This is a genomic window from Herpetosiphon giganteus (genome assembly GCF_016907925.1).
GTDB lineage: Bacteria > Chloroflexota > Chloroflexia > Chloroflexales > Herpetosiphonaceae > Herpetosiphon > Herpetosiphon giganteus.
This window is the reverse complement of sequence record NZ_JAFBCZ010000001.1, coordinates 286,249-309,115: the sequence shown is the minus strand read 5'-3', so window position 1 is coordinate 309,115 and position 22,867 is coordinate 286,249. Positions and strand designations below refer to the sequence as shown.

General features: G+C 51.6%; 17 protein-coding genes. 7 read left to right on the top strand and 10 right to left on the bottom strand.

The window, feature by feature from the left end; genetic code table 11:
* Nucleotides 1–13: 13 nt before the first annotated feature.
* Nucleotides 14–1,378 carry an MFS transporter gene (locus JOD20_RS01335; RefSeq protein WP_204753548.1) on the top strand — a complete coding sequence of 455 codons (1,365 nt, stop codon included), beginning with the start codon at nucleotides 14–16 and terminating at the stop codon, nucleotides 1,376–1,378.
* 73 nt (nucleotides 1,379–1,451) lie between these two features.
* Complete coding sequence (locus tag JOD20_RS01330; protein ID WP_204753547.1) at nucleotides 1,452–2,936, top strand: S10 family peptidase; 1,485 nt, start codon at nucleotides 1,452–1,454, stop codon at nucleotides 2,934–2,936.
* A 45-nt stretch (nucleotides 2,937–2,981) separates the two neighbouring features.
* Here the strand turns inward: JOD20_RS01330 and hemG are convergent, their stop codons facing one another.
* The 10 genes from hemG to JOD20_RS01280 all read right to left on the bottom strand — a co-directional run bounded on the left by hemG (nucleotide 2,982) and on the right by JOD20_RS01280 (nucleotide 18,566).
* Entirely contained in the window at nucleotides 2,982–4,412 is a 1,431-nt protein-coding gene (hemG, locus tag JOD20_RS01325; RefSeq protein ID WP_204753546.1) for a protoporphyrinogen oxidase, read from the bottom strand.
* An 87-nt stretch (nucleotides 4,413–4,499) separates the two neighbouring features.
* Nucleotides 4,500–7,061: a hypothetical protein gene (locus JOD20_RS01320; RefSeq protein WP_204753545.1), complete on the bottom strand. Its 2,562-nt coding sequence runs from the start codon at nucleotides 7,059–7,061 to the stop codon at nucleotides 4,500–4,502.
* Nucleotides 7,058–9,739 (bottom strand): ATP-binding protein, encoded by a 2,682-nt coding sequence (locus JOD20_RS01315; RefSeq protein ID WP_204753544.1) that lies wholly within the window; start codon nucleotides 9,737–9,739, stop codon nucleotides 7,058–7,060. The genes JOD20_RS01320 and JOD20_RS01315 overlap by 4 nt, the downstream gene beginning before the upstream one ends.
* A 6-nt stretch (nucleotides 9,740–9,745) precedes the next feature.
* Nucleotides 9,746–11,779, bottom strand: a complete 2,034-nt coding sequence (locus JOD20_RS01310) for an ATP-binding protein (protein ID WP_204753543.1) — start codon at nucleotides 11,777–11,779, stop codon at nucleotides 9,746–9,748.
* A 146-nt stretch (nucleotides 11,780–11,925) separates the two neighbouring features.
* Entirely contained in the window at nucleotides 11,926–12,570 is a 645-nt protein-coding gene (locus JOD20_RS01305; protein ID WP_204753542.1) for a hypothetical protein, read from the bottom strand.
* Nucleotides 12,571–12,650: 80 nt separating this feature from the next.
* Nucleotides 12,651–13,397 carry an RDD family protein gene (locus JOD20_RS01300; RefSeq protein WP_204753541.1) on the bottom strand — a complete coding sequence of 249 codons (747 nt, stop codon included), beginning with the start codon at nucleotides 13,395–13,397 and terminating at the stop codon, nucleotides 12,651–12,653.
* Nucleotides 13,398–13,449: 52 nt separating this feature from the next.
* Nucleotides 13,450–13,860 (bottom strand): phage holin family protein, encoded by a 411-nt coding sequence (locus JOD20_RS01295; RefSeq protein WP_204753540.1) that lies wholly within the window; start codon nucleotides 13,858–13,860, stop codon nucleotides 13,450–13,452.
* A gap of 95 nt (nucleotides 13,861–13,955) precedes the next feature.
* Nucleotides 13,956–16,916, bottom strand: coding sequence for a S8 family serine peptidase (locus JOD20_RS01290; RefSeq protein ID WP_204753539.1), 2,961 nt, complete (start codon nucleotides 16,914–16,916; stop codon nucleotides 13,956–13,958).
* A gap of 124 nt (nucleotides 16,917–17,040) precedes the next feature.
* The gene (locus JOD20_RS01285) at nucleotides 17,041–17,829 is read right to left on the bottom strand and encodes an anti-sigma factor domain-containing protein (RefSeq protein WP_204753538.1); all 789 of its coding nucleotides are present in this window, start codon (nucleotides 17,827–17,829) and stop codon (nucleotides 17,041–17,043) included.
* Nucleotides 17,829–18,566, bottom strand: coding sequence for an RNA polymerase sigma factor (locus tag JOD20_RS01280; protein WP_239583661.1), 738 nt, complete (start codon nucleotides 18,564–18,566; stop codon nucleotides 17,829–17,831). The genes JOD20_RS01285 and JOD20_RS01280 overlap by 1 nt, the downstream gene beginning before the upstream one ends.
* A 199-nt stretch (nucleotides 18,567–18,765) precedes the next feature.
* Between JOD20_RS01280 and JOD20_RS01275 the strand changes: the two genes are divergently transcribed.
* The 5 genes from JOD20_RS01275 to JOD20_RS01255 all read left to right on the top strand — a co-directional run bounded on the left by JOD20_RS01275 (nucleotide 18,766) and on the right by JOD20_RS01255 (nucleotide 22,850).
* Nucleotides 18,766–20,367 carry an ATP-binding protein gene (locus JOD20_RS01275; protein ID WP_204753537.1) on the top strand — a complete coding sequence of 534 codons (1,602 nt, stop codon included), beginning with the start codon at nucleotides 18,766–18,768 and terminating at the stop codon, nucleotides 20,365–20,367.
* A 106-nt stretch (nucleotides 20,368–20,473) separates the two neighbouring features.
* Nucleotides 20,474–21,133, top strand: coding sequence for a response regulator (locus tag JOD20_RS01270; RefSeq protein ID WP_054535709.1), 660 nt, complete (start codon nucleotides 20,474–20,476; stop codon nucleotides 21,131–21,133).
* Between the two features lie 110 nt (nucleotides 21,134–21,243).
* Complete coding sequence (locus JOD20_RS01265; RefSeq protein WP_110513817.1) at nucleotides 21,244–21,540, top strand: PqqD family protein; 297 nt, start codon at nucleotides 21,244–21,246, stop codon at nucleotides 21,538–21,540.
* A 2-nt stretch (nucleotides 21,541–21,542) separates the two neighbouring features.
* The gene (locus JOD20_RS01260; RefSeq protein ID WP_204753536.1) at nucleotides 21,543–22,658 is read left to right on the top strand and encodes a radical SAM protein; all 1,116 of its coding nucleotides are present in this window, start codon (nucleotides 21,543–21,545) and stop codon (nucleotides 22,656–22,658) included.
* A gap of 21 nt (nucleotides 22,659–22,679) precedes the next feature.
* The gene (locus tag JOD20_RS01255; RefSeq protein WP_160319522.1) at nucleotides 22,680–22,850 is read left to right on the top strand and encodes a hypothetical protein; all 171 of its coding nucleotides are present in this window, start codon (nucleotides 22,680–22,682) and stop codon (nucleotides 22,848–22,850) included.
* Nucleotides 22,851–22,867 lie beyond the last annotated feature (17 nt).

Below are 22,867 nucleotides of genomic sequence, written 5' to 3'. Positions count from 1 at the left end.
CAAAGGAGCCATCATGGCTGAATCAATGCGCAAGCAACCAAGCGGGATGCTGGCATTTAGCATTATGTGGTTTGGGCAGGTCGTTTCATTGCTTGGCAGCGCCATGAGCAGCTTTGCCCTGACGTTTTGGGCTTGGCAAATTACCGGACAAGCCACGGCTTTGGCATTGGTAGGTTTTTTCTCGTTTGCGCCGAGTATTCTGGTTAGCCCGTTTGCTGGCGCTTTGGTTGATCGCTGGAATCGTAAAGTTGTGCTGATTTTGAGCGATTTGGCGACTGGCGTATCGACGATTGCGATTTTGCTGCTCTACCATAACGATGCGCTGCAAATTTGGCATTTGTATGTGGCCGGAGCGTTTGCTAGCGTCTTCCAATCGTTTCAATGGCCAGCCTATTCGGCGGCGGTTTCGACGATGCTGCCCAAAGCGCATTATGCCCGTGCGAGTGGCATGATGTCGATGGCCGAATCGGCGGCGGGGATTGTTGCACCGGCCTTAGCTGGCTTTTTGCTCAGCGTCATCGGCATTGGCGGGGTGTTAATTATCGATATTGTGACCTTTAGCTTTGCAGTGATTGTTGTGCTATTTGTGCATATTCCGCAGCCCACCCAAAGCGCGGCGGGCGCAGAAAGCAAAGGCAGTTTATGGCGTGAGGCCGGCTTTGGCTTTCGCTATATTTTGGCCCGCCCAAGCCTGCTGGGCTTACAATTGACCTTTTTTATGATTAATTTCGTTGGATCGTTTCAAGCCACAATGACCAATCCCATGATTCTAGCCCGCACCGATAGCAATTCGGCAATTATGAGCACAGTCCAATCGCTTATGGGTTTTGGTGGCTTGTTGGGTGGTTTGATGCTGAGTTTTTGGGGCGGCCCGAAGCGCAAAGTCCATGGCGTGCTTGGTGGCATGGCACTATCGAGCTTTTTTGGCGGCATTGTGATGGGCTTGGGCCAGAATGTGGTCGTTTGGTCGATTGCTGCCTTTGGCTTGCTGTTTGTATTGCCCGTGCTCAATGGCTCGAACCAAGCGATTTGGCAAGCGAAAGTACCACCCGATATTCAAGGCCGCGTGTTTGCAGTGCGCCGCATGATCGCTCAAATTTCGGGGCCGGTCGCAATTTTGATTGTTGGGCCGTTGGCGGATAAAATCTTTGAGCCGCGTATGGCCGAGGGTGGGGCGTGGGTTGGTATGTTTGGCAGTTGGGTTGGCAGCGGCAAAGGCGCAGGCATCGCCTTGATTATGGTCCTGAGTGGCATTCTTGGGATTGCCGTCGCCGTGCTTGCTTATGGTGTGCGCGTCGTGCGCCATGCAGAAGATTTGATTCCTGACCATCAGGATAGTCCAACCAGCAGCCCCGAACTGCAAGCAGAACCAGCCTAAACGATTGACAATCGATGGGACAAAGCTTGTTACAATCATTTTGAAATGCTTCTAGTATGAGGATTTGCACGCTATGGCAGATGCAGGTAGCAGCGAAAAACGCAGCGATTCGGAAAGCCCCAAGCCGCCGCAAGAGGTGGTGAGCGTGACCCACGGGCGGGTAAAAATCAATGGCACTGATATTCCCTACACCGCCACCGCTGGCACAATCGTGCTCTACGAGGACGATCCAGAGTTTAAGCAAGCGCCCAAGGCCAAAGCTACAGTCTTTTATGTGGCCTACACCCGCAGCGATATTGATGATCAGACGACGCGCCCAATTACCTTTTCGTTCAATGGCGGGCCTGGCTCGGCCTCAGTTTGGATGCACCTTGGCTTGTTGGGGCCAAAGCGGGTTTTGATGGCCGATGAAACTGGCAATTTGCCAGCGCCACCGTTTCGCTTGGTCGAAAACGAATATTCCTTGCTCGACCAAAGCGATTTGGTCTTTATCGATCCGATTAGCACGGGCTATAGTCGGGCGGCAACTGGCGAAAATCCCAATCAATTCCATCAATTTACCAAAGATATTGAATCGATCAGCGATTTTATTCGGCTCTACACCACGCGCGCTAAGCGTTGGCTCTCGCCCAAATATATCATCGGCGAAAGCTATGGCACGACCCGCGGCTCGGCCATTACCAATTATTTGCAAAATCGCTACGGCATGTATCTCAACGGAATTATGCTGATCTCGTCGATTCTCGATTTTCAAACTGTCGAGATGGACCCAGGCAACGACCTTGCCTACATCGTGATTTTGCCGACCTACGCCGCCACTGCTTGGTATCACTCCAAGCTCGATGCCAAATTACAACTTAGTTTGGCTGATACGTTGGCCGAAGTCGAGGCGTTTGCAACTGGCGAATATGCCACGACTCTGTTACAAGGCGATGGTTTGGCTGAAGGCAAACGTCGCTCAGTTATCCGCAAATTGGCGCGCTACACGGGCTTGAGCGAACGCTTTATTGATCAAAGCAATCTACGGATTGATCTGATGCGCTTTACCAAGGAATTATTGCGCGATCAGCAGCGCACAGTAGGCCGCTTGGATAGCCGCTTCGTGGGCATCGACCGCGATCCAACCCGCGAATCGTTTGAGTATGATCCCAGTTATGCGGTAATTCATGGGCCATACAGCGCGACGTTCAACGATTATGTGCGCCGCGAATTGAAATTCGAAAGCGATGATGCCTACGAAATTCTGACCTCGAAAGTGCGGCCTTGGAAATACGATAAGCACGAAAACCAATATGTGAGCGTTACCGAAGCCTTGCGCTCGGCCATCTCGCAAAATCCCTATCTCAAAGTGTTTGTGGCCAGTGGCTTTTTCGATTTCGCTACGCCCTACTACGCCACCTTGCACACCTTCAATCACCTTGGGCTTGAGCAAACCTTGCGCAACAACATCGTGATCAAACATTACGAAGCAGGGCATATGATGTATACTCATTTGCCTTCGCTGACAGAGCTGAAACGCGACCTCGAAGCGTTTGTCAGCCAAACCAAAAACGTCTAGTTAAATACCAAGCCCACGGTGAAACGAAATCACCGTGGGCTTTTTTTAGGCGTTGGTTTGCGCGAATAAATCCACAATTGTCGCGGCGGTGGTTTGGGCTTGGCGCACGCAATCGGGAATTCCCACACCTCGGAAGCCGCTACCACACAGCAACAAGCCCTCTGGGCACAAGGCTTCTAGCTGATCCATGCGTTGAAAGTGACCAACATCATATTGCGGGTTGGCTTCGTTCCAACGGGCTACGCCGCTCCAAACTGGCTCGGCATCGAGGCCAAAAATTGCTTTAAGCTGATCTCGCACCAATTCAGTTAAGCGCTGATCATCTAAGCGCAGCACTTCGGGGTGTTTTGAGCCACCAACAAAGGCCCGCAACAACATATAATCGGCTGGCGCGCGTCCGGCAAATTTGCGCGAGTTGATGGTTACGGCGTTGATCAGGCGATGCTCGCTGCGCGGAATCACCAAACCATAACTATCGAAGGCCATGGTGCTTTCGCTACGCCGAAAGGCCAACGAAACCGTGCCCGTACTGACATAGCGAATTGCCTGCAAGCGCTCGGCCAGTGCTTCGGCCCAAGGCTGCACTAATTTGGCGGCGGCATAACTTGGCACTGCCAACACCACCACATCGGCATCAACGCGCGTGCCATCATCGAGGGTTAGTTGATAGGCTGGAGCGTTGGTTGGGTCGTAGCGCAGCGCTTGTACCCCGCAATTGGTGCGTAGCTCGACCGTTAATTGGGCAACCAAGGTCGTGATCAGTTGCTCGATCCCGCCGCGCAAGCTAATAAATGGACTTAATTGCTGACCTTTGGGCTTGCCTGCTTTGGCCTTGGCGGCTCGAATCCCACGAATTACGCTGCCATGGCTGCGTTCAGCCTCGATAAAACGTGGAAATGTTGCTTCGAGGCTTTGGCGATCTGATTCTGCATTGTGAATGCCAGACATTAGTGGTTCGCCCAATTTATCGAGCGCTTCGGCTCCAAAACGGCGGCGCACAAAATCGGCCAGCGATTCATCGGCGTTGCTTTGACGGGCAGGCAACACCAAATCGAGCAACATGCGCAATTTGCCCGGCCACGAAAGAATTGGCGTGCGCAGCAGCGGCCAAAATTCAGTTGGCACAACCAAATTAATCCCATCGGGCAATGGCTCGGGCTGGCCACGGTGCAGCACAAACACCTTATGCCGAGCTGGCTCAGTCGAAATCAACTGATCATCCAAGCCCAATTCGCGGGCCAATTGCAAGCCCCAAGGTTTTTGGCTAATAAACGCATCTGGCCCAGCTTCAACCAGCAATTCGCCAACAGCATCGGGCAAGGCGACATGCTTGGTCAGCAATTTGCCACCAAGCCGTTGATCGCGCTCAAAAAGCTGTATATTGGTCAGACCTTGTTTTTGTAAATACCATGCTGTACTAAGGCCAGCGATGCCACCGCCAATAATGGCAATTCGTGGCTGATCAGCAACATCCATTGCAAACCTCATCGTAGTGGAAACTACCGCTAGTGTGCAGCGCTTGCGGGTTTCTGTCAATCAGTTGTTGAATGGATCTGGTGAAGATTAGGCAACGTTAAGCGGTAGGATTCTTCGCCCACGCAAGCTGCTGATCAGGACGCACAGCCCACCCGCCATCAGCCAGAGCAATTGACCACCAGAGCTTGGTGGCAGTCCAGCGCTTTGGCCAATCACTGGCAGCGCAGGCTCCAAGGTTGCCTTTGGTTCGGCAGTTGGTTGCTCGGTTGGCTCTGCGGTTGGTACTGCGGTTGGCGCAGTGGTTGCAGTTGCTTCTGTGGTAGCAGTAGCAGTTGCCGTAGCGGCAAGCGCTGGCTCGTTTTGCAGCGTATTGGTGACACGAAAACGGCTATCAGCACTGACGGTATTGGCATTGCTGGCACCAAATTGGGTGCGGAATGAACACGAGCCGACCGAACTGCCCGTAACCACGACCGAGAGTGAACGATTCGAACCGCCGTTCAAATCGCTTGAATCGCTTGAGCCTGGCTGGGCGCTAATACACGAGCCAGCATTGAAATTGAAATTCAAGCCAGTTGCCCGTGAACCACTCGCGTTATTGCCAAACACAACCGTGACATTTTCTTGTGCGCCAGCAGCCAAGGTGATGTTGCCTGATGGATTGACCTCGCCATTGATGATGTGAAACACAAACAAATCAGGTGTTGGCGTTGGCGTTGCGGTTAACGTCGGCGTTTCGCTCGGTGTTGGCGTTTCACTCGGCGTTGGTGTCTCGCTTGGTGTTGGCGTTTCACTGGGCGTTGGTGTCTCGCTTGGTGTTGGCGTGTCGCTTGGCATTGGTGTATCAGTTGGCAACGGCGTTTCGGTTGGCGTTGGAACATCGGTTGGCGTGTTGGTTGGGATCGGCGTATTGGTCACCGTTGGCGTATTGCTCGGCGTAGGTGTGTTGGTAATGGTTGGCGTAAAGGTTGGCGTGCGCGTATTGGTCGCCGTTGGTGTGTTGCTCGGTGTTGGCGTGTTAGTTGGCGTAAAGGTTGGCGTACGCGTATTGGTCGCCGTTGGCGTGTTGCTCGGCGTTGGGGTATAGGTCAACGTCGGAATCGTCGTTGGCGTGCGGGTATTGGTCGCCGTCGGCGTATTGCTTGGCGTGAGCGTATTGCTCGGCGTTGGTGTATTGGTTGCTGTCGCCGTGTTGGTTGGTGTCGCAGTTCTGGTTGGCGTTGCGGTTGGCGTGCGCGTAGGCGTGCTGGTTGGTTGCGGCGTTGCCGTCGCACAGCCATCACACACAATCGTCCAATTCAGGCTTGCCTGAACTGGGGTTTGATTATCGGCAGTTAAAATTGCCGTAATCGAACAAGTACCAACATTATTGGCTGAAATAACTGGCGAAAGCGTAAAGCCTTGATGTGCCTGAAGCGTAATTCGTGTACCGCTATCGCTAATACTTGACTCAATACAGGTTCCAGTTACGCTGATATTGACCTGTGCATTAGCCGCTGGAGCATTGCCGGCATTGCCGAAGACCACAAAGACCTGCTTGGTGTCGTTATTTTCCAGCGATGGATTCACTGGATTGACGACTCCATCGACCCGCCAAGCAATGTATAGCTCTGGCGCAGGCGTTGCGGTTGGTGTAGCTGTATCGGTCGGCGTAGCTGTATCGGTTGCAGTTGGCAGATCGGTTGGTGTGGCCGTCGCAGTTGCGGTGGCCGTCGCCGTGTTGGTTGGGGTTGGCAGATCGGTTGGCGTGTTGCTTGGCACAAACGGCGTGTTGGTTGCCGTAGCAATAATTGGCGTATTGGTTGCGGTAGCAGGCACAGGCGTAATAACCGGCACGTCAGTTGGCGTGTTGGTTGCGGTAGCAGGCACAGGTGTAATAACCGGCACGTCAGTTGGCGTGTTGGTTGCGGTAGCAGGCACTGGAGTGCTGCTTGGAATCCGCGTGTTGGTTGGCGTTGCGGTTGGCAATGCGGTTGCGGTTGCGCTTGGCAGAGCCGTATTGGCCACGGTTGCGCTGGCCGGAACAACCGTCGTTGCCACAACACTTGTGCGCGTTGGCGTGTTGCTTGGCGCTGGCTCGAAGGTTGGTCTGGTTGGATTGATGGTTGGGTTAACAGTTGGCGTGCGCGGGCTAGCCGTTGAGCTTGGGTTCACCCGTGGCGTAGAGCTTGGCTCGGCAGTTAATTCCACGCTTGGCTCAGTTGTGGCCGCAGTTGCACTGCCAATCGGAATTCCTTCGGCCTTGGTTGGCGTGGGTGTGTTGGTGCTGGTCGATGTTTTGGCAGCATCAGTTGCTGGCGTTGGTTTGCCAGTTGGCGTAGCAGTTGGCATCAAATCAACAATCCCAATTGGCACGGGAGTTTCAGCAGCAACCAAATTTGGGTTGGCTGGCTGATCGCTAATTTTGCTGCGAATTGCTTCTTGGCCAATTGGAAAAGGCGCTGTGCCATTCCACGCTTCATAATTGGCAAACGGTGGCAGCAAGACCTCAGGCCCAGAAGCATTAACTGGGGTTGTCCAGCGCACAACCATTAACGATGAGCAGCCCATGACCAACAACACCGCTAAAATCACAATTGAACCGATCGTTAATAACAATCGGTCGCGTGGTTCTTGGGTATTTGGTTGTGGTATGGCGCTATTGCTCATGAATTTGATACCGTTGCCTTCATTAAGTCGTAGTTGCTTGGCTCAAGTTGCAGCATTGGAAACTGCATAATGAAGCTTGAACCAACGCCTTGGGTGCTATCGACCCAAATTTTACCATTATTGCGTTCAACTAATTGTTTGGTAATCGCTAAACCAAGCCCAATCCCGCGTTCTTTCGAGGTCAAGCCACTTTGCTCGCCGCCCCGTTGAAAGCGCTCAAACAAGCGCTCAAAATCTTGGCTGGCAATCCCCGGGCCAGTATCGATTACCGCAATTTGAATGCGCTGATCGACAGTCTTGGCTTGTACCGTCACTGTGCCAGTTTGGGTATAGCGGCGGGCATTCTCCAAAAGCTGGGTCAGCATTATCTTGAAGTGGTCGCGATCTACTACAATGTACGGCATGTTCTCTGGAATATCAATGAGCAATTTGAGTTGTTTTTGCTCAAAGCCCTTCTGGAACGCCTGGGCTATTGGCGGTAGCAGTTCAGGTAATAAATGTTGCTCAATTTGCGGTTCCATGTTGCCGGCTTCGATGCTGGCAATCACAATCACATTTTGCAGCACTTCGACCATGCTTTGGCCTTGTTGGCGAATTGTGGTCATAAATTGGGTTTGTTCGTCGGTCAATGGCCCAACAAAGCCGCGCAACAGCAAATCGGCATAGCCACAAATCGAGGTCAACGGCGTGCGCAGTTCGTGCGAAATTGTGGCGATAAAGTCAGTTTTGGCCCGATCCATTGCCCGTTCTTCGGTCACATCGTGCAACACCAACACTTCGCCCGATTGCAAGCCTTCGCGTTCAACCGGCGCTGCATTGACGGTCAAAATGCGCTGAGCGCTGGTTTCATAAAAGGTTGTGGCTGTGGGCGTGGCAAACAGCTCAGCGCCGCCCGACAATGGCGTGAGCCTGAATTCAGCAAAGCTCTTGCCCAACAAATCGGCTTCACTCGCGCCGAGCATGGCAGTGGCGGTGTGGTTGACCAAAATAACTTTGCCATCGGGATCAAGCACAATCACCCCATCGGCGATACTTTGCAAAATTGCCTGCTTGCGGCTGGCTTCATCTTGAACTGTGGTGTAGAGCACAGCGTTTTGCATCGCTGTCGCGGTCATGCTGGCGATTGCGCTCAGTGGCTCGCGAATGCTGCTAGCTGCTGGCATAGCGTGATCATTCTTCACCAACAACGCGCCAATAACTTGTTGCTGGGTGCGCAAGGGCAAAACCAACTGCACATTCGGCGCAAGCGGACGCAAAGCACTATCCAAGGCCGGATTTTCGGTGATCGTCACCATTGGCGCGAGCGTTTCAAGGCTGGTCGCGGGAAAAGGCCGCGCAATTTCGCGCACGGTCTCGGTGGTGACATAATGCCAAACGCCTTGTTCGACCACCAAAGCATCAACTTCGGCCTCGGGAATGAGGCGTTGTACAGCGGCAGTGGTTTGGGTCAAAACGCCATCAAGAGTCAATTCTGTACCGAGTTGGCGACTGGTGCGATATAAATCGAGCAAGCGATCGGTCATATCATTTAAAACCGTCGCGAGCGTGCCAAGCTCATTTTCCTCGGAAACAAAACTACGGCCTTCTAAATCGCCGCTTTTGATCCGCAAGGCGGTACTGACCAACTCGCCAAGCGGCACGGTGATGCTGCGTGTAACCCGCACGCTGATCCAAATAATTGAGATCAGCGAAAGAATGCCAAAGAGGAAAATCAGCACTCGCGCTTGTTGCCAAGCCCGATCAATGTTGCTGCGCGGCAGACCAACCGCAAAATAGCCATTCAGCGCCCGCCGAATCCGCATTGGGCTATACATTACTTGATAACTGGTATCGCCACGTTGAATGGTGGTAAACAGTGTGCCACGGGTTTCTGGGTCGGGGTTGGCTTGGCTGGCCTTAATTTGCTCAATCTGATTGGCGCTGATGACCAATTCAGCTGCTTCTTGCGGCGGATTGCTGGTCAAAACGCTGCCATCGCTATTGAGAATTGCGGTAATTGTTGCGCCGTTGCGTGGTGGTAATTCCTCGTTGACAATTCGCTCTAACGGCTCTGCATAGATAATTGCCCCAACCACTTGCTCGCTGCTGCCAACTGTTAATTTGACCGGAGCAACCACAAAAAACATCGTGTACGGTGGATTTGTGCCGATGCGCAAGAGGCTGGCATATTTATCGCCATAATCATCAACTTGGCCACGCAGCACCGCCTGAATCAAGCTATCTTTGGCTAATTCGCTGCTACCAACCAGCGAGGGGCTGCGGCTCAATACCGCTGAACTAGCGGCATCGACCAAAACTTGACCATCAGCATTGAGCGCAATTAAGCGTGAGGGCTTGAAATAATTAAAGGCATTGTTGACGATCTTTTCGACCTGATCAACGTCATTTTTGCTAAATGCCTCGGCAGTGCTCAGCAAATCTTCTTTTTCGTTGGCAGGCGAAGTGACAAGTAGGCGCAAGTTATCGAGAATTTGGGCTTCGATTGTTTCCAAGCCAACGCCAGTGTTGGTGGCGCTGGTACGCAGCGATTGATTCAGTTGGTTCTGCAAGCTTTGGGCATACAGCCAAAAAATAATCACAATCAATAAACCCGACAAAAATGCTAGCAACAGCAAATATGGCAGGGTGATTTTATACCGAATGCGCCTTTTAAGCCGTCGCCGCAGGTTGACAAACATACAAGGTTATTTCACTGCTGGCTCATATGGAATGGTAAACGAGAATGTACTGCCTTGACCTTCAGTGCTTTCGACCCAAATTCGCCCACCATGGGCTTCTGATGCAAGTTTGGCAAAGGCTAAGCCCAAGCCGGTGCCTTTGCGCTGGCCGGCAACCTGCACAAATTTATCGAAAATCTTGGCACGGTAGCTTTCAGGAATCCCTGGCCCCGCATCAATCACACTCCAACAGATCGTCTGCTGGTTATTATCGGCTAGTTGGCGCACGCGGATTGTAACACTTCCATCAACTGGCGTAAATTTAATCGCGTTGTCGAGCAAGTTTTGCAACACCCGCACAATTTTATCTTGGTCAGCATCGATAATCGGCAAGTTCAATGCCATATCCAGGTTAATGCTGATGTTCAGGCTGCGCGCCGAGTTAATCAAGCGTTCAGAAGCGCGATCGGCAATTTCGTAGGCTGAGCATGGCGCACGATTCAGCACCAATTCGCCTGCTTCCATCTTGCTAATATCCAGCAAGGTGTTGATCATGCCGACCATTTCTTGGCTGCTATTGTTGGCAATATCGAGCAATTCGCGTTGTTGGTCGTTGATCGGGCCAGCAAAACCACGCCGCACCATGGTCATGCCATTGATGATCGCGGTCAGCGGCGCGCGTAAATCGTGCACCAACATACCCATATAATCTTCGCGAATTTGGGCTAGTTGATATTCCTCGCTAATATCGTGGAACACAATCAGCGTGCCAATCACATTGCCAAAATTATTGCGCACAGGCAACGGCTCTTGGCGCACGTAGCGGGTGCGGGGCCGTAGCACTTCAATTTCGTAGGCTTCGCTATTGGGCAATTCGTTGACCACCCGCGATTGCTCTTTGATGCGGGCCAGAATATCGCTGCCAGCCTCACCGATGATATGTCGCCATTCCCAGCCAAACAATTCGCCCAGCATCGGATTGGCAGTCAGCACCACATCATCAGGATCGATCATCAAAATGCCGTCGGTGGTGGAGTTGAGCAGCGCTTGTAGGCGGTTGCGGTTTTGCGAAACTTCGTGAAATAGATTGGCGTTATCGATTGCCACGCCCACCGTGTTGGCCATCGCTTGTAGCCGTTGGGTATCTTCTGCATTAAACACACCTTCCAACTTATTCAGCAATTGAATCACGCCGATTTCACGATTTTTCACCAGCATGGGCACGCACAACGCTGATCGGGTTACAAAGCCCACATCTTCGCTGACCCGCCGATAGAAGCGCGGATCGTTTTGAGCATCGAGCACAACCACTGGCTGGCGGGTCGTAATTGCGGCCCCGACCAAGCCTTGGCCCGGTGGCACGCGCACCCCAGCCAATTTTTCCTCGCCAGCTTCGAGCGTCATCACAAAGACCAACTCATTGGTTGCTGGATCGAGCAGCAGCAATGAACCAGCTTCAACCTGAAAATATTCGTTAATCTTCTTGACCACCAAGCGATAGACTTGGCGTGGATCGAGTGACGAAGTGATGGTGGCGGCAATATCGTTGAGGGTATTAATTTCTTGGTTGCGTTTGGCGGTATAGTCTTTGAGTTGCAAGGCCGAAACCGCCAAAGCTACATGCTGAGCCAACAATTGAGCAGCCTCAATCGCAGCGCTCGACCAACGACCTTTCTTGGGCAACAATAACGCTAAAAAGCCAATTAGTTGCTGGCTCGCGGTTAAAGGCAAGACCAACAATTGAGCTTGAGCGCTCTCATCGTCGCTTGGCAGGGTTGGCGTTTTATGTTCAATCGTGTGGGTAATCGCCTGATCAAGCAATTTTTGGCTAGCTTTGCTTGGGTTGCCATACAGATATGGCGCAGGCGAAGCATTATGATGTTCGTTATCGAGCAGCCCTAGCTTAACTACTTCGACCCCAAAACCAGTAGCACACCATTCGGCCACTGTTGCGAGCAAAGTCCCAAGATTTGCTGCGTTGTTGATTGCCTCGGCAATTGCCAACAACTGAAAACCGCCAGTTGGACGTGCGTGATGTTGGGTAGTTGCAACGTCAGCCATAGGTGTTGTGCTCAAATCGTAGATTTCAGGCTTCTCTGAGGAAAATTATACTGTAGAGCATGCCCCAAACGCAAGGAGATTTACTAGCAAAATAAACCCCACGCCAGTGTTGCAACCAGCGTGGAGCCATGCGACTTAGGCTACAATTACCACAAAATCAAGGGTAAATTGTTTTCGATACTATGTTGGGCAGCAGCGCGCAGTTCGTGTAACGCTTGGTGAGCAGCTTGGCCTTCAGCACTGCGCAAGTTGTGCACTTGGGCTTCGAGTTCGGCCAATTCGCGGGCCAAGGCTACTGATGAACCGAATGAGACAACGTCTTCGCTGCCTTCTTCGCCCCATTCTTCTTCGTCGCTTTCTTCGCCTTCGTAGCTCAACCAAATTGGCTCAGCAAAATCGACTGGCAAATAGTAGCCACCTTCGCCTTGATGGTTGATCAAGTGTGGGTATTTGGTTTGGCTTTCGCCTTCCCAAATATTGGCCAACACTGGGTCAACTTCATCATCTTCTTGGGTCGCTGGCAAGTTTTCCAAGTCGCTGCCTTTTTCTGAGTGAGCAGCTAAGCGGCGCAAATTGTAGAGATCGGCAAATGTCGCAATGCCGCCGTTGTACACTTCTGCTCCTGGCATTGAAAGCAGGTCAACCTCAACGCCTTCTTCGCGCAACAGGTCTTGAACATCTTCAACCCAAGCTTTTTCTTCTTCAAACATTGCTCGATCATCTTCTGGGCTGACGGTGATCATCGAGCCTACTACTAAATCTAGCTCATGAGTTGGCGTACCATCGGACATGAGAGAAACTCCTTGTTATGTGCAAACACGCTCCTAAGGCGAACTTAGGAGCGTGTCCATTATACCATGCTCGTTGTTAGTTATGCCCGAACAACCAAAGTATCGGCAACTTTATCGTGCAAGGCTTGCTTTTGGGGGTCCCACAATGGCCAGAGGTAGTCTAGCAGCACCGCAATGCTAAACGCCAAGTTAATCAAGCTGAAAATGCCGAAGGTTGTAAGGCTATCCCCAAAGGTTACAATACCAAGTAAGAGGCTTACAGCCGACGAGGCAAAGGTGATTGCCAAGCGTTTGGCGGCGGCGACAAAATCCATTGCTTGGTTGTTGCGCCGAATCACTCGAATATTTAACACTTTCTTGCCAATCGTTTGGCCAGTTGTGCCATGGAAATAGATGAAGTAGCCATAAGTGATTACCAAGTTAAGCAAGGTGCCAATAATCAACATCGCAACGCTGCTAGCGGTGCGGTTTCCAGTGAGGTTGAAGCTAGCCGCAACACCGCCACCAGTGATCACGCTCACCAGAACCGAGGGAATCAACAAGACCAAGACATCTAAGATATAGGCCCCTAAGCGTGCACCCCAACCAGCATACATGCCAGCAGCATTTGGCACGGCATAGCCACCTTGCACAAATGGTTGTTGGCCATAGGGTTGTTGCCCGTATGGTTGTTGACCATATGGCTGCTGTGGTTGGCCATAGGGCTGTTGGCCGTATGGTTGTTGCGGTTGTTGGCCATAGGGTTGTTGTGGCTGTTGGCCATAGGGTTGTTGTGGTTGTTGGCCGTATGGATTGTTGGGATCTTGTGGTTGGTATGGATTACTCATAAGGGCGTTCCTTTCAACACAATCAACGAATACCTACTTCAACCCATCTTCTCTAGCGGCGACGGCGTTCGCGTTTCTCATCGCCATCACCAACAACAGCGGTCAAAACAATACTGATCAACGAAATAACAATTGAGCCAATGAGCGCTGTGCCAAAATCTTCAACATAGAATTGTAAGCCCAAATCTTGGGCAATTGCCGATGTTAACAACAGCATTCCTGCATTGATCACAAAGATAAACAAGCCAAGCGTCAAAAGTACGAGCGGACATGATAAAAGTTTCAGGATCGGGCGCACTAATGCATTAATCAAGCCAAAAATTAAACTAACCGCCAATAAGGTCTTAATATCAATACTGAGTGGTTGATTAATTGAACTAACGCCGCCACTAATTCCTGGCACAATATAAACAGTGATGCCAATTGCCACTGCATTAATTAACCAACGAATGATTAAACTCATTCCAGCAACCTTCCTATGCCAAACCAAATCCAGCAGCTTTGATTATCGCACGCTGGCTTGGCCAAATGCAACCCTTGATTTACGCCAACTTGCTCCTATGGATCGGCCAACGGGTTACTAATTACAATCGTATTGGCGTAGGTTTGATAAGGTGCTGTTTGCAGGCCCACATGGGCTGAAACAGCAATTTGTGTTTGGCGCGGATCATTGGTATTGAGCTGCACCACCCCAAGTGCTGGATGCTGCACCCATGCCATTGCGCCAAAACCTTTGAGCTGAACCTGCATAATCGCCTGCTGATTGGGCGCAATCGTCAAAGTGCTTGGCTCCACACTTAGCCATTGCGCACTCGTTGCTTGATTGCGTAAGTGCCAATTTTGGGTCGTCAGATATTCATGGCTTTGATGACAACCGATAGCCTGCGCCAAACTCGTCGTGCTATGGGTGCCAATTCCCCACTTGCTCGGCACTGAATTCATTGCCGCATACCGATACTCCACCAACCCACTGCGCTTAATAATGATTTGAAAGCTATAGGTTGGAGCCGGCGTAACAATATTCTCATCTTGCCACAGTGGCACGTTTTCAAAACTGGCTACAAACGTTTCAGGGTCGATGTTTCCCGCCCGAATAATGCCACCCTTCGAAGGATCAAGATCCGTCCAGAAGGCGGCAAAAGTGGCATTCGGCAGATTGTTGGCCGGAAAACAGTTAGAGCTGGGGGCTGAAAACCCAGTCTGATTCAACGAAACCCAGCCATTTGAGCTAAGGTAGAGTTTGTTGGCTAACTTCCCAAATAAAGGTGCATGAAAGCCCAAATCTAACGCATCGGTATAAATTTGGTCGTCCTTGAGTTTTAGCTCAGCCAAGCCGTTCGTAGCGTATAACCCAACGCTTGGCGCTGGCGTAATTTGCCAATCTTGATTAGGAATTTGGGGCTTAATCGTCAAGGGTTGAGTGCCAAGGTTGCTAAGGGTGATCGGAATTGTGCGTTGCTCGGCAAAGGTGAGGGTTGTGCTAATAACTGGAATTTCAGCTTGCACATGGGGAATATCAGGGGTCATTGTCACAAGTTTGGTGGTTTGCAGCGCAAGATCAACGCTGGCGCTGTTTGGATGGTAGCCATTGGCTTGGGCGTTGAGCTGATGGCTATCAATCGTGAGCGTCATCGTGTAACGCCCAGACTGATCAGTATAGACTGAAGGGCCATTGCCAACGCTGACCCGCCCATAAACCCCGCGCCCATGCCAAAAATCGACCAATTGGCCAGTAAATTGGCTGGTGTTGGGCGCTGCTTGCACTACTAACTCTAGCTCAATAGTTGATGTACTTGCACCTGCGACAATTAGCACATTGGCCCGATAGGTTCCTGCCACGCTTACTTGGCGGGTATCCAAGGTAATTGGAATGGTTATTTGGGCGTTGGCGGGAACCACCAATTGCTCTGGCAGATTGAGCCATGCCACATCGACCCGTGCAGCGCTGACTGCGGCATAGGCATCGACGCTGCCCCAACCATAGACGTTGTTCGGGCGGGCTGTGGCCGAATCGCCACATTGAGCTGAATAGCGGGGCACGGTCGTATCAGTTAATAAGGCTTGGGTCGCAGCTAAATTGCCAATGTATTGCGGGTTGGCCGACCAAATTAGGGCGGCAATGCCACTGACATGCGGCGCGGCCATCGATGTTCCATTCATCAGCGCAGTTGAGCCATCGGGCCAAGCCGAAGGCACGCGCACGCCGGGGCCGCTCAAATCGGGGTTGGTGCGGCCATCGCTGGTTGGGCCGCGTGATGAAAACTCGGCGATCAGGTTATTGCTATCGACAGCGCCGACACTAAATACATTGGGATTATTGCCTGGGGCAGCGCTGGTACGGCAGCCATCACTCCCCAAATTGCCGGCAGCAAAGACGCTCATAATTCCTGCTGCATCCCAAGCGCTGATGTAGCCACTGTACCAAGTGCTCTCACCGGAGCCGCCCCACGAATTGTTAATGATATGAGGCCGCAAATCTGGGCGCGGATCGCAGGCAATCTGCTGATTACGTTCGCAGCCAACCCGTGTTGGAGCTAGCATCCATTGGGCGCTGCGCATCAACGCTGCTTCGTTGCATGTCCAGACATCACATGCTCTGGCAGCAATCCAACGAGTAGCGGGCGCAACGCCCAAGGCCATACCTTGGCGATCATTGGCTCCAGCCATACTGCCCATCGTATGCGTGCCATGGCCAGCGGGATCGGTCGGCAAACGATATTGATAGGTCGGATCAAACCAGTTGTAATCGTTGCTCAAGCCATTAGCCGACCAGCCGCGATAATTTTTGAGCAAGGCGGTATGGCTGACGGTTACGCCGGTATCAATATTGGCAACCACGATCCCTTGGCCGCGCACGCCCCAATCACCCCACACTTGCGGCGCATTGACCGCGGTTAAGCCCCACGCGAAATTTTCTGGATCGGTCGCTGGGATTGTCGTTAAATGGGGATTATTCCATGTTTGATTCGCTGCAATGCTAGCAACCGCAGGCTGCTGAGCCAAATCCAAAGCCAATTGCTGATCGCCTTCAATAATCAAGCTATTGACAATCCACAGCGATTGAACCGTTACGCCTTGGGCGCGTAGCTTATCAATTAATGGTGCTTGGGACTGTTGAGCATGCTCGGTTAGTATTTTATAGACATAATCGCCACGTTCAGCCCAATCGCTGATGGTGCTAGCTTGGCTGAGATCTGCTTGATCGGCCAAAAACACGAGCATTGTTTGGGGTTGATTGGCGGCTTTACGCCAGTTGCTCAGTAGATTGGGGTCGATTTTCTGCGCAAAGCTGGGGACATGCACCCGCAACGCCGGGTTTGGCTGGCGTTGGGTTTGGCTGGCGGGCCACGCTTCATAGAGCTTAATTGTGCGTTGCGGCTGACCACGATTATCGAAGTTTAGCCCACTATTGGTTACGCTGGCAATCGGCACAATAAATTGAACAGGTTGGGTTGTTTGGGCACTGACCGAGGGCAAAAGACTGAAAATGAGCAGGCCAATTGATAAAAATCGCCACATAGCACCACCTCACAGTTACAGCATAGCCATGATTAAACCATGAATTAAGCGATGCAGCTAGTTTGCCAATAGGCCTATTTTTCGGCGGCCAGCCACCCCCAAATTGAGCGTGGCTGGGTCAATGTTAGAGGTTACCTGCCAAAACGGTGGTTCCTGGAACGGTTTGTGCTCCGCCAGCAACTTCGATTGTGACCATTACTTGTTGAAAATCGTTAACCTGGCTATCGGCAGTAATGACCAATTGCGCATGGCCATTGGTGCTGACCAAAAATTGATCACTGGGAATTGGCTCTTGCCCAGCTCGGGCCAACCAAAACTGATAAACCTGACCTTCAGGCAAGGGTTGCAGCCCATCAACCACTAAAACGGCAGTTTGATTGCCTGGTTGCATATACATCGTACCAACGGCTGTCGGCGATTGTTCAGTGCCAGCCAATTGGCGCGAGGTGGTAGTTTGGGCAACGACAAACGAAACCGCTTGTTCTGCTTTGGCAATCCGTTCATCTGCTTGCACCCGCCGAATCCGCTCATCGGCAACTTCACGTTCAAGCCCGGCAATATCGGAGCGTAATTGATTATTTTCGCCGCGCAGACCAATGTTCCAGCCACCCAAGGCGACTAAAAGCGCCAAGGTGAGTGCCCAAGCCAGCGAAAGCTTTCGGGCTGCTGGACGAGTGATTGGACTGGTTTGCTTGCTGGCCCGCGCACGAGCCAACAACTGTTGCTTAACCAGTGGGGTTGGTTGCACTTTCGGCGCAGCCAAAGCCAACTGATGAACAGTCCGTTGCAACTGCTGAATTTTTGTGCGCAGCAGTGGATTATTCGCGATTTGAATTTCGACCGATTGTTGCTCGTCGGCACTCAAAATGCCAAGCGCATACCCAATCAAGAGTTCTTCTAATTGTGTATCCATTATTCGTTCCACTGATGTGTACCCAAAAGATCGCGCAGTTTCAATAGGCCAAGCCGGACACGGGTTTTAATCGTGCCTAACGGATTGCCTAATTTATCGGCAATTTCGCGCTGGGTCAGCCCACTAAAATAGGCCAACTCCAAGGCTTCGCGTTGTTCGGCGGAAAGCGCCTGCATAGCTGAACGCACGACTGAGCGTTGTTCGCCAAGCCAAACGACTTCTTCAATATCAGCATCGTCGGCAATCGACTCAAGCAATGGTCGCTCTGGATCTTCGTAGGCAGCTTGAGGCCGCGCTGCTCGTCGCCGCAGTTCGTCAATGCTCAGGTTGCGGGCGATTCCAAAGAGCCATGGGGCACAATTGCCACGGCTATTATCAAAGGTGCTCGCTCGTTGCCAAACCCGCCAAAAAGCCTCTTGGGTAATTTCCTCGGCGATCTCGCGTTGACGCACGATTTTTAGGGCAATCCCCATCACGGTAGCAGCGTAGCGGTCGTAGAGCTGCGATAATGCTTGCTCATCGCCTTGGGCAATCCGTCGAATCAGCACGTTATCGCCCAATGGATCACCTGGCATTGGGCGTTGATTATCGTTAATAGGCACTACGTCCGATGAGTCTGAACGGATGGTTGAAGCAGCCCACCATACCCCAAAACGCTTGAGCGTTTGAGCAAACCATAGTGGCTTGGAGCTAGCTTTAACCGTGCCTAAACGAATGTTTGGTCGTGCAAATACCATCAGTACCTCAATGTGAGTGATGAGTACACACAGCATTAAACACGAAAATCTGGAATTGGTACTCAGCAGCATTTGGTTTCATCGTGAATCATTGTATCATACTCATTAATCAGTCCATGAGGCGATTTTCGGCTCCCCTTGTGGCTTGAAACTCGGTGTTATAATTTTTAGCATAAGCCGCATAGCTGTGGAGTATCCTATGGCCGCGAATGAAGCTAGTCCGGTGCCAAGCCCCGAAGATTCATATCAGCGTTTGCGAACCGAGTATGAACGGTTGCAGTTGCTCTATAGCCTCGCTCAACAGTTTGCGACGATGTTAAGTTTGCCGAATGTTTTGCAACATGTGCTTTCGGCCACCACTCGCTTTACCAACGCGGTGCGTGGCAGCATCTTTTTATATGGCGAGCACGACGAAGTGCAAATGCATTTGCTCTCCGAGCGTTTTCAACAAGCACGCTTAACCCCTTTTACCAACCGGATTCTGCGCGAAGGCTTGGCAAGTTGGGTATTGAAACACCGCCAAAGCGCCTTAATTGCCGATACCAACCTCGACGAACGCTGGATCGATTATCCTAGCGATACCTTGGATGTGCGTTCGGTGCTGTGTGTGCCGCTGTTGCGCGGGCGACGGGTGCGCGGGGTTTTGACCTTGGTGCATCCCGAAATTGGCTTTTTTACCATGGATGATGAGGCGCTGCTGAATGTGATTGCGCAGCATGCGGCCATGGCGATTGAGAATGCCCAACTGATTGCTGATATTAACGATGAGCGGCGCAAATTCGAGGGAGCCTTCACCGCCATGGAAGAAGGCTTGATTTTGGTCGATGGCGATGGCCGCATCCACTTTGTTAATCCCCAAGCCTTGGCTTTTTTCGCAGTTACGCCGCCAGTCCCCGAGCATCTCAAAGATCTTTCGCCGCTTGTGTTGGCACTTTTTAAGCAAGCGCAACAGACTGGCGATAGTGTGCGCGATGAAATTGTGCTTGAGCAAAATCCAACCACCGATCTGGGCATCCATATTGCCTATATTCCGATTTTCAGCGAGCAAGAAGATTGGTGGACGATTGTGCTCCACGATATTACGCGGCTGAAGGAATATGATCGGCTTAAAACTCAGTTTGTCGCCAATGCTTCGCATGAATTGCGCACGCCGTTGGCCAACATTAAACTCTATGCGCGCTTGGCGCAGCAAGTTAAGGCTAAAACCAAATTGCCCCAATATCTCGAAACTATAGCAAGCGAGGCTGGGCGCTTGGAGGCCATCGTCGAAGATTTGCTGACGCTGACCCGCTTGGATAGTGGCTTGATGCACAGCAATCCGGAGTGGGTGGATATTATCGAGTTGTTGCGCAATTTGGCTCAAACCTATCGCCCATTGGCCGAAGCGCGCGAACAACGCTTGATTTTTCAAGAATGCACCAGCAATTTGCCTGCGTTGTGGCTCGCGCCTGATCAATTTATGCGAGTGGTCGTCAACTTGCTGAGCAATGCACTCAAATTTACACCCGATGGTGGCACTGTCACCCTCTCAGTTGATCGCCAGATTCAAGCTGGGCAGGCGGGCACAATTATTACGGTCGCTGATACGGGGCCGGGCATCGCAGCCGAACATCAACAACGCTTATTTGAACGTTTTTATCGCGGTAGTAACCCAACCGAGAGTGGGAGCGGCTTAGGTTTAGCCATTGTTCGCGAGTTGCTGGCCCTGATGGGTGGCACCATTTCGGTCGCCAGCACCGTTGGTCAAGGTTCGCAATTCACCTGTTGGTTGCCCTTGGAACAACATAGCCATACCGCATGAATACTCACTTAATCGTAATTCTGTTCGTAAACTCTCACCCCTACAGTGGATAGGCATTGTCTGTTTTTTACCTGTTTTCGCATCTGTTCTGAAGAAGGAGTACCCCATGCGGATCCTGATTGTTGATGATCATCCAGTGTTTCGTGAAGGGGTACGTGCCCTGCTCGAAACCCACGATGAGATGGAAGTTGTTGGCGTGCTTGGGCATGGGCGCGACGCTGCGGTAGTGGCGAAAGATCAATTTGTTGATGTAGCGCTGCTCGATGTTAGCTTGCCTGATATGCCTGGCTATGAAGTGTGTCGCACAATTGTTGAAGCATCGCCACGCACGCGAGTTTTGATGCTGACCGCCAACGATACCAATGATGTGATTCGCCAATCGTTGGCCGCTGGGGCTGCTGGCTATGTGCTCAAAACCGAAGATCCTTCGCGCTTGATTAGTCATATTAGCGCGGTTGCCCAAGGCGAGACCGTTTTGGCTGGCCCGATTGCCCAAAAAGTTGTGCGCCAACTGTTGGAAGGCCCACAGCCAACCGTCTCGACCAAAACCAACGATGCCTTGAACGCCCTAACCGAGCGCGAACGCCAAGTCTTTTTCTTGGCCGCCGAAGGCCGCCGCAACAGCGATATTGCCCAGCAATTAATTCTCAGCGAAGAAACAATCAAAACCCATTTACGCAATATTTATAGCAAATTAGGGTTGGGTAATAAAGCTGAATTGCGCTTATTTGCGGTGCAAGCTCGGCTCGCGCCACCGCAAGTCTAAACTAAAAGTCCCACAATCGAGGGATATAACAGGGCTTGGACGTGGAGATCAGTTCATGCTAAGATGAAAATCATTGCAATTGCTAACCCTTGTGGTTTGAGTAGACACTTATGAATGAGCACGCTCCACAACGATTTGTCCGTGATCCGGCGATTGTTACCCGTAGCATTGGGAGTGAAACGGTGTTGGTTCCTGTACGACCAAACACCGCCGCCCTCAATGCTATTTTTGCGCTTAACGAAACCGCCGCGCTGGTTTGGCAGGCTTTGGCAACGCCCCAAAGTTTGGCCGAATTGATCGAGCATGTGTGTGCCGAATACGATGTTGAACCGCGCGCCGCCCAAGACGATCTGATTCCGTTGTTGGAATCGATGCTTGAGGCCGCCGTTATTCAGGAGGTTGCCTAAGCATGGAATTATGTGCAGAAACCAACGATGCGGCGTTCAATGTCCGATTATCAGCCTTGGGGCGCGTGCCAGTTTCGATGTCGTTTGAGTTGACCGAGCGCTGTAACTTAAATTGCCAACATTGCTATATCAACTTGCCTGTCAATCATCAAGCTGCCCGCCAACGTGAGCTTTCAACCGAGGAGTGTAAACGCCTGCTCGATGAGATGGCGGCAGCTGGCACGCTGTGGTTGCTGCTCACTGGTGGCGAAATTATGGTGCGCCGCGATTTTGAAGAGTTATATCTTTATGCTCGCAACCTTGGCTTTGTAATTTCGATTTACACCAATGCCACCATGGTTACCCGCCAACGAGCTGAATTTTTGAGCAACTACAAGCCACATTTGGTCGAAGTGACGCTCTATGGCGCAACCGCCGAAACCTACGAAACCGTGACTCGTGTGCCTGGATCGTTTGCTAAATGTATGCAAGGCTTGGCGCTGCTGGCCGAATATGAGCTTGATGTGGTGCTCAAAACCGTGCTGCTCAATATTAATTCGCACGAATTTTTGGCCATGAAAGCTGTAGCCGAGCACTATGGCTGGGATTTTCGCTATGATGGCATGATTCACCCGCGCTTGAATGGCGATCGTTTTCCTACCACTTTACGGCTTAGCCCAGAAGAATTGATCGCCATCGAAAAACTTGATCCCCAGCGGGTCGAGGAATGGCAGGATTATTGCAACGGCTTTTTGGGCTATCAGATGAAGGGCGGCGAAAAAACATTCACCTGTGGCGCTGCCAATAAATCGGGCCATGTCGATGCCTATGGCATGGTCAGCCCGTGTATGATTACCCGCACGCGCGCTGTCGATTGGCGGGCAACCAATTTTATGGATGTGTGGGATGGCTATTTGGCCGAAGTGCGCGAAACCCGCAATACTGAAGCCACTGCTTGTCACTCCTGCGAAATGTCACTGGTCTGTACCAATTGTCCAGGTTGGTCGACCTTAGAGCGTAACAGCTTGGAAAATCGCCCAATCGATTGGGTGTGTGATAGTACGAAGGCGCGGGTTTCAGCCTTTGCTGAAAATGCCGACCGTTGGATCAATAATGCAATTTGTCTAGAGGTTCGCTAACCGCGTACCGGAGGATGTCTCATGGCACAACAATCATCGACCAAGCCAGAACGCAAGCCCCGCAAAGCCTATGTCAAACCAACCATCGAAACGGTTGGCTTGCGGATTAAAGAAGATGTGTTGGCGGTGTGCCGCACGACCAGTAGCGCCACATCGGGCGCAAACTGTAAAATTACGCCCTGTTTTAGTTAAGCGTTCTTTTTTTGCGA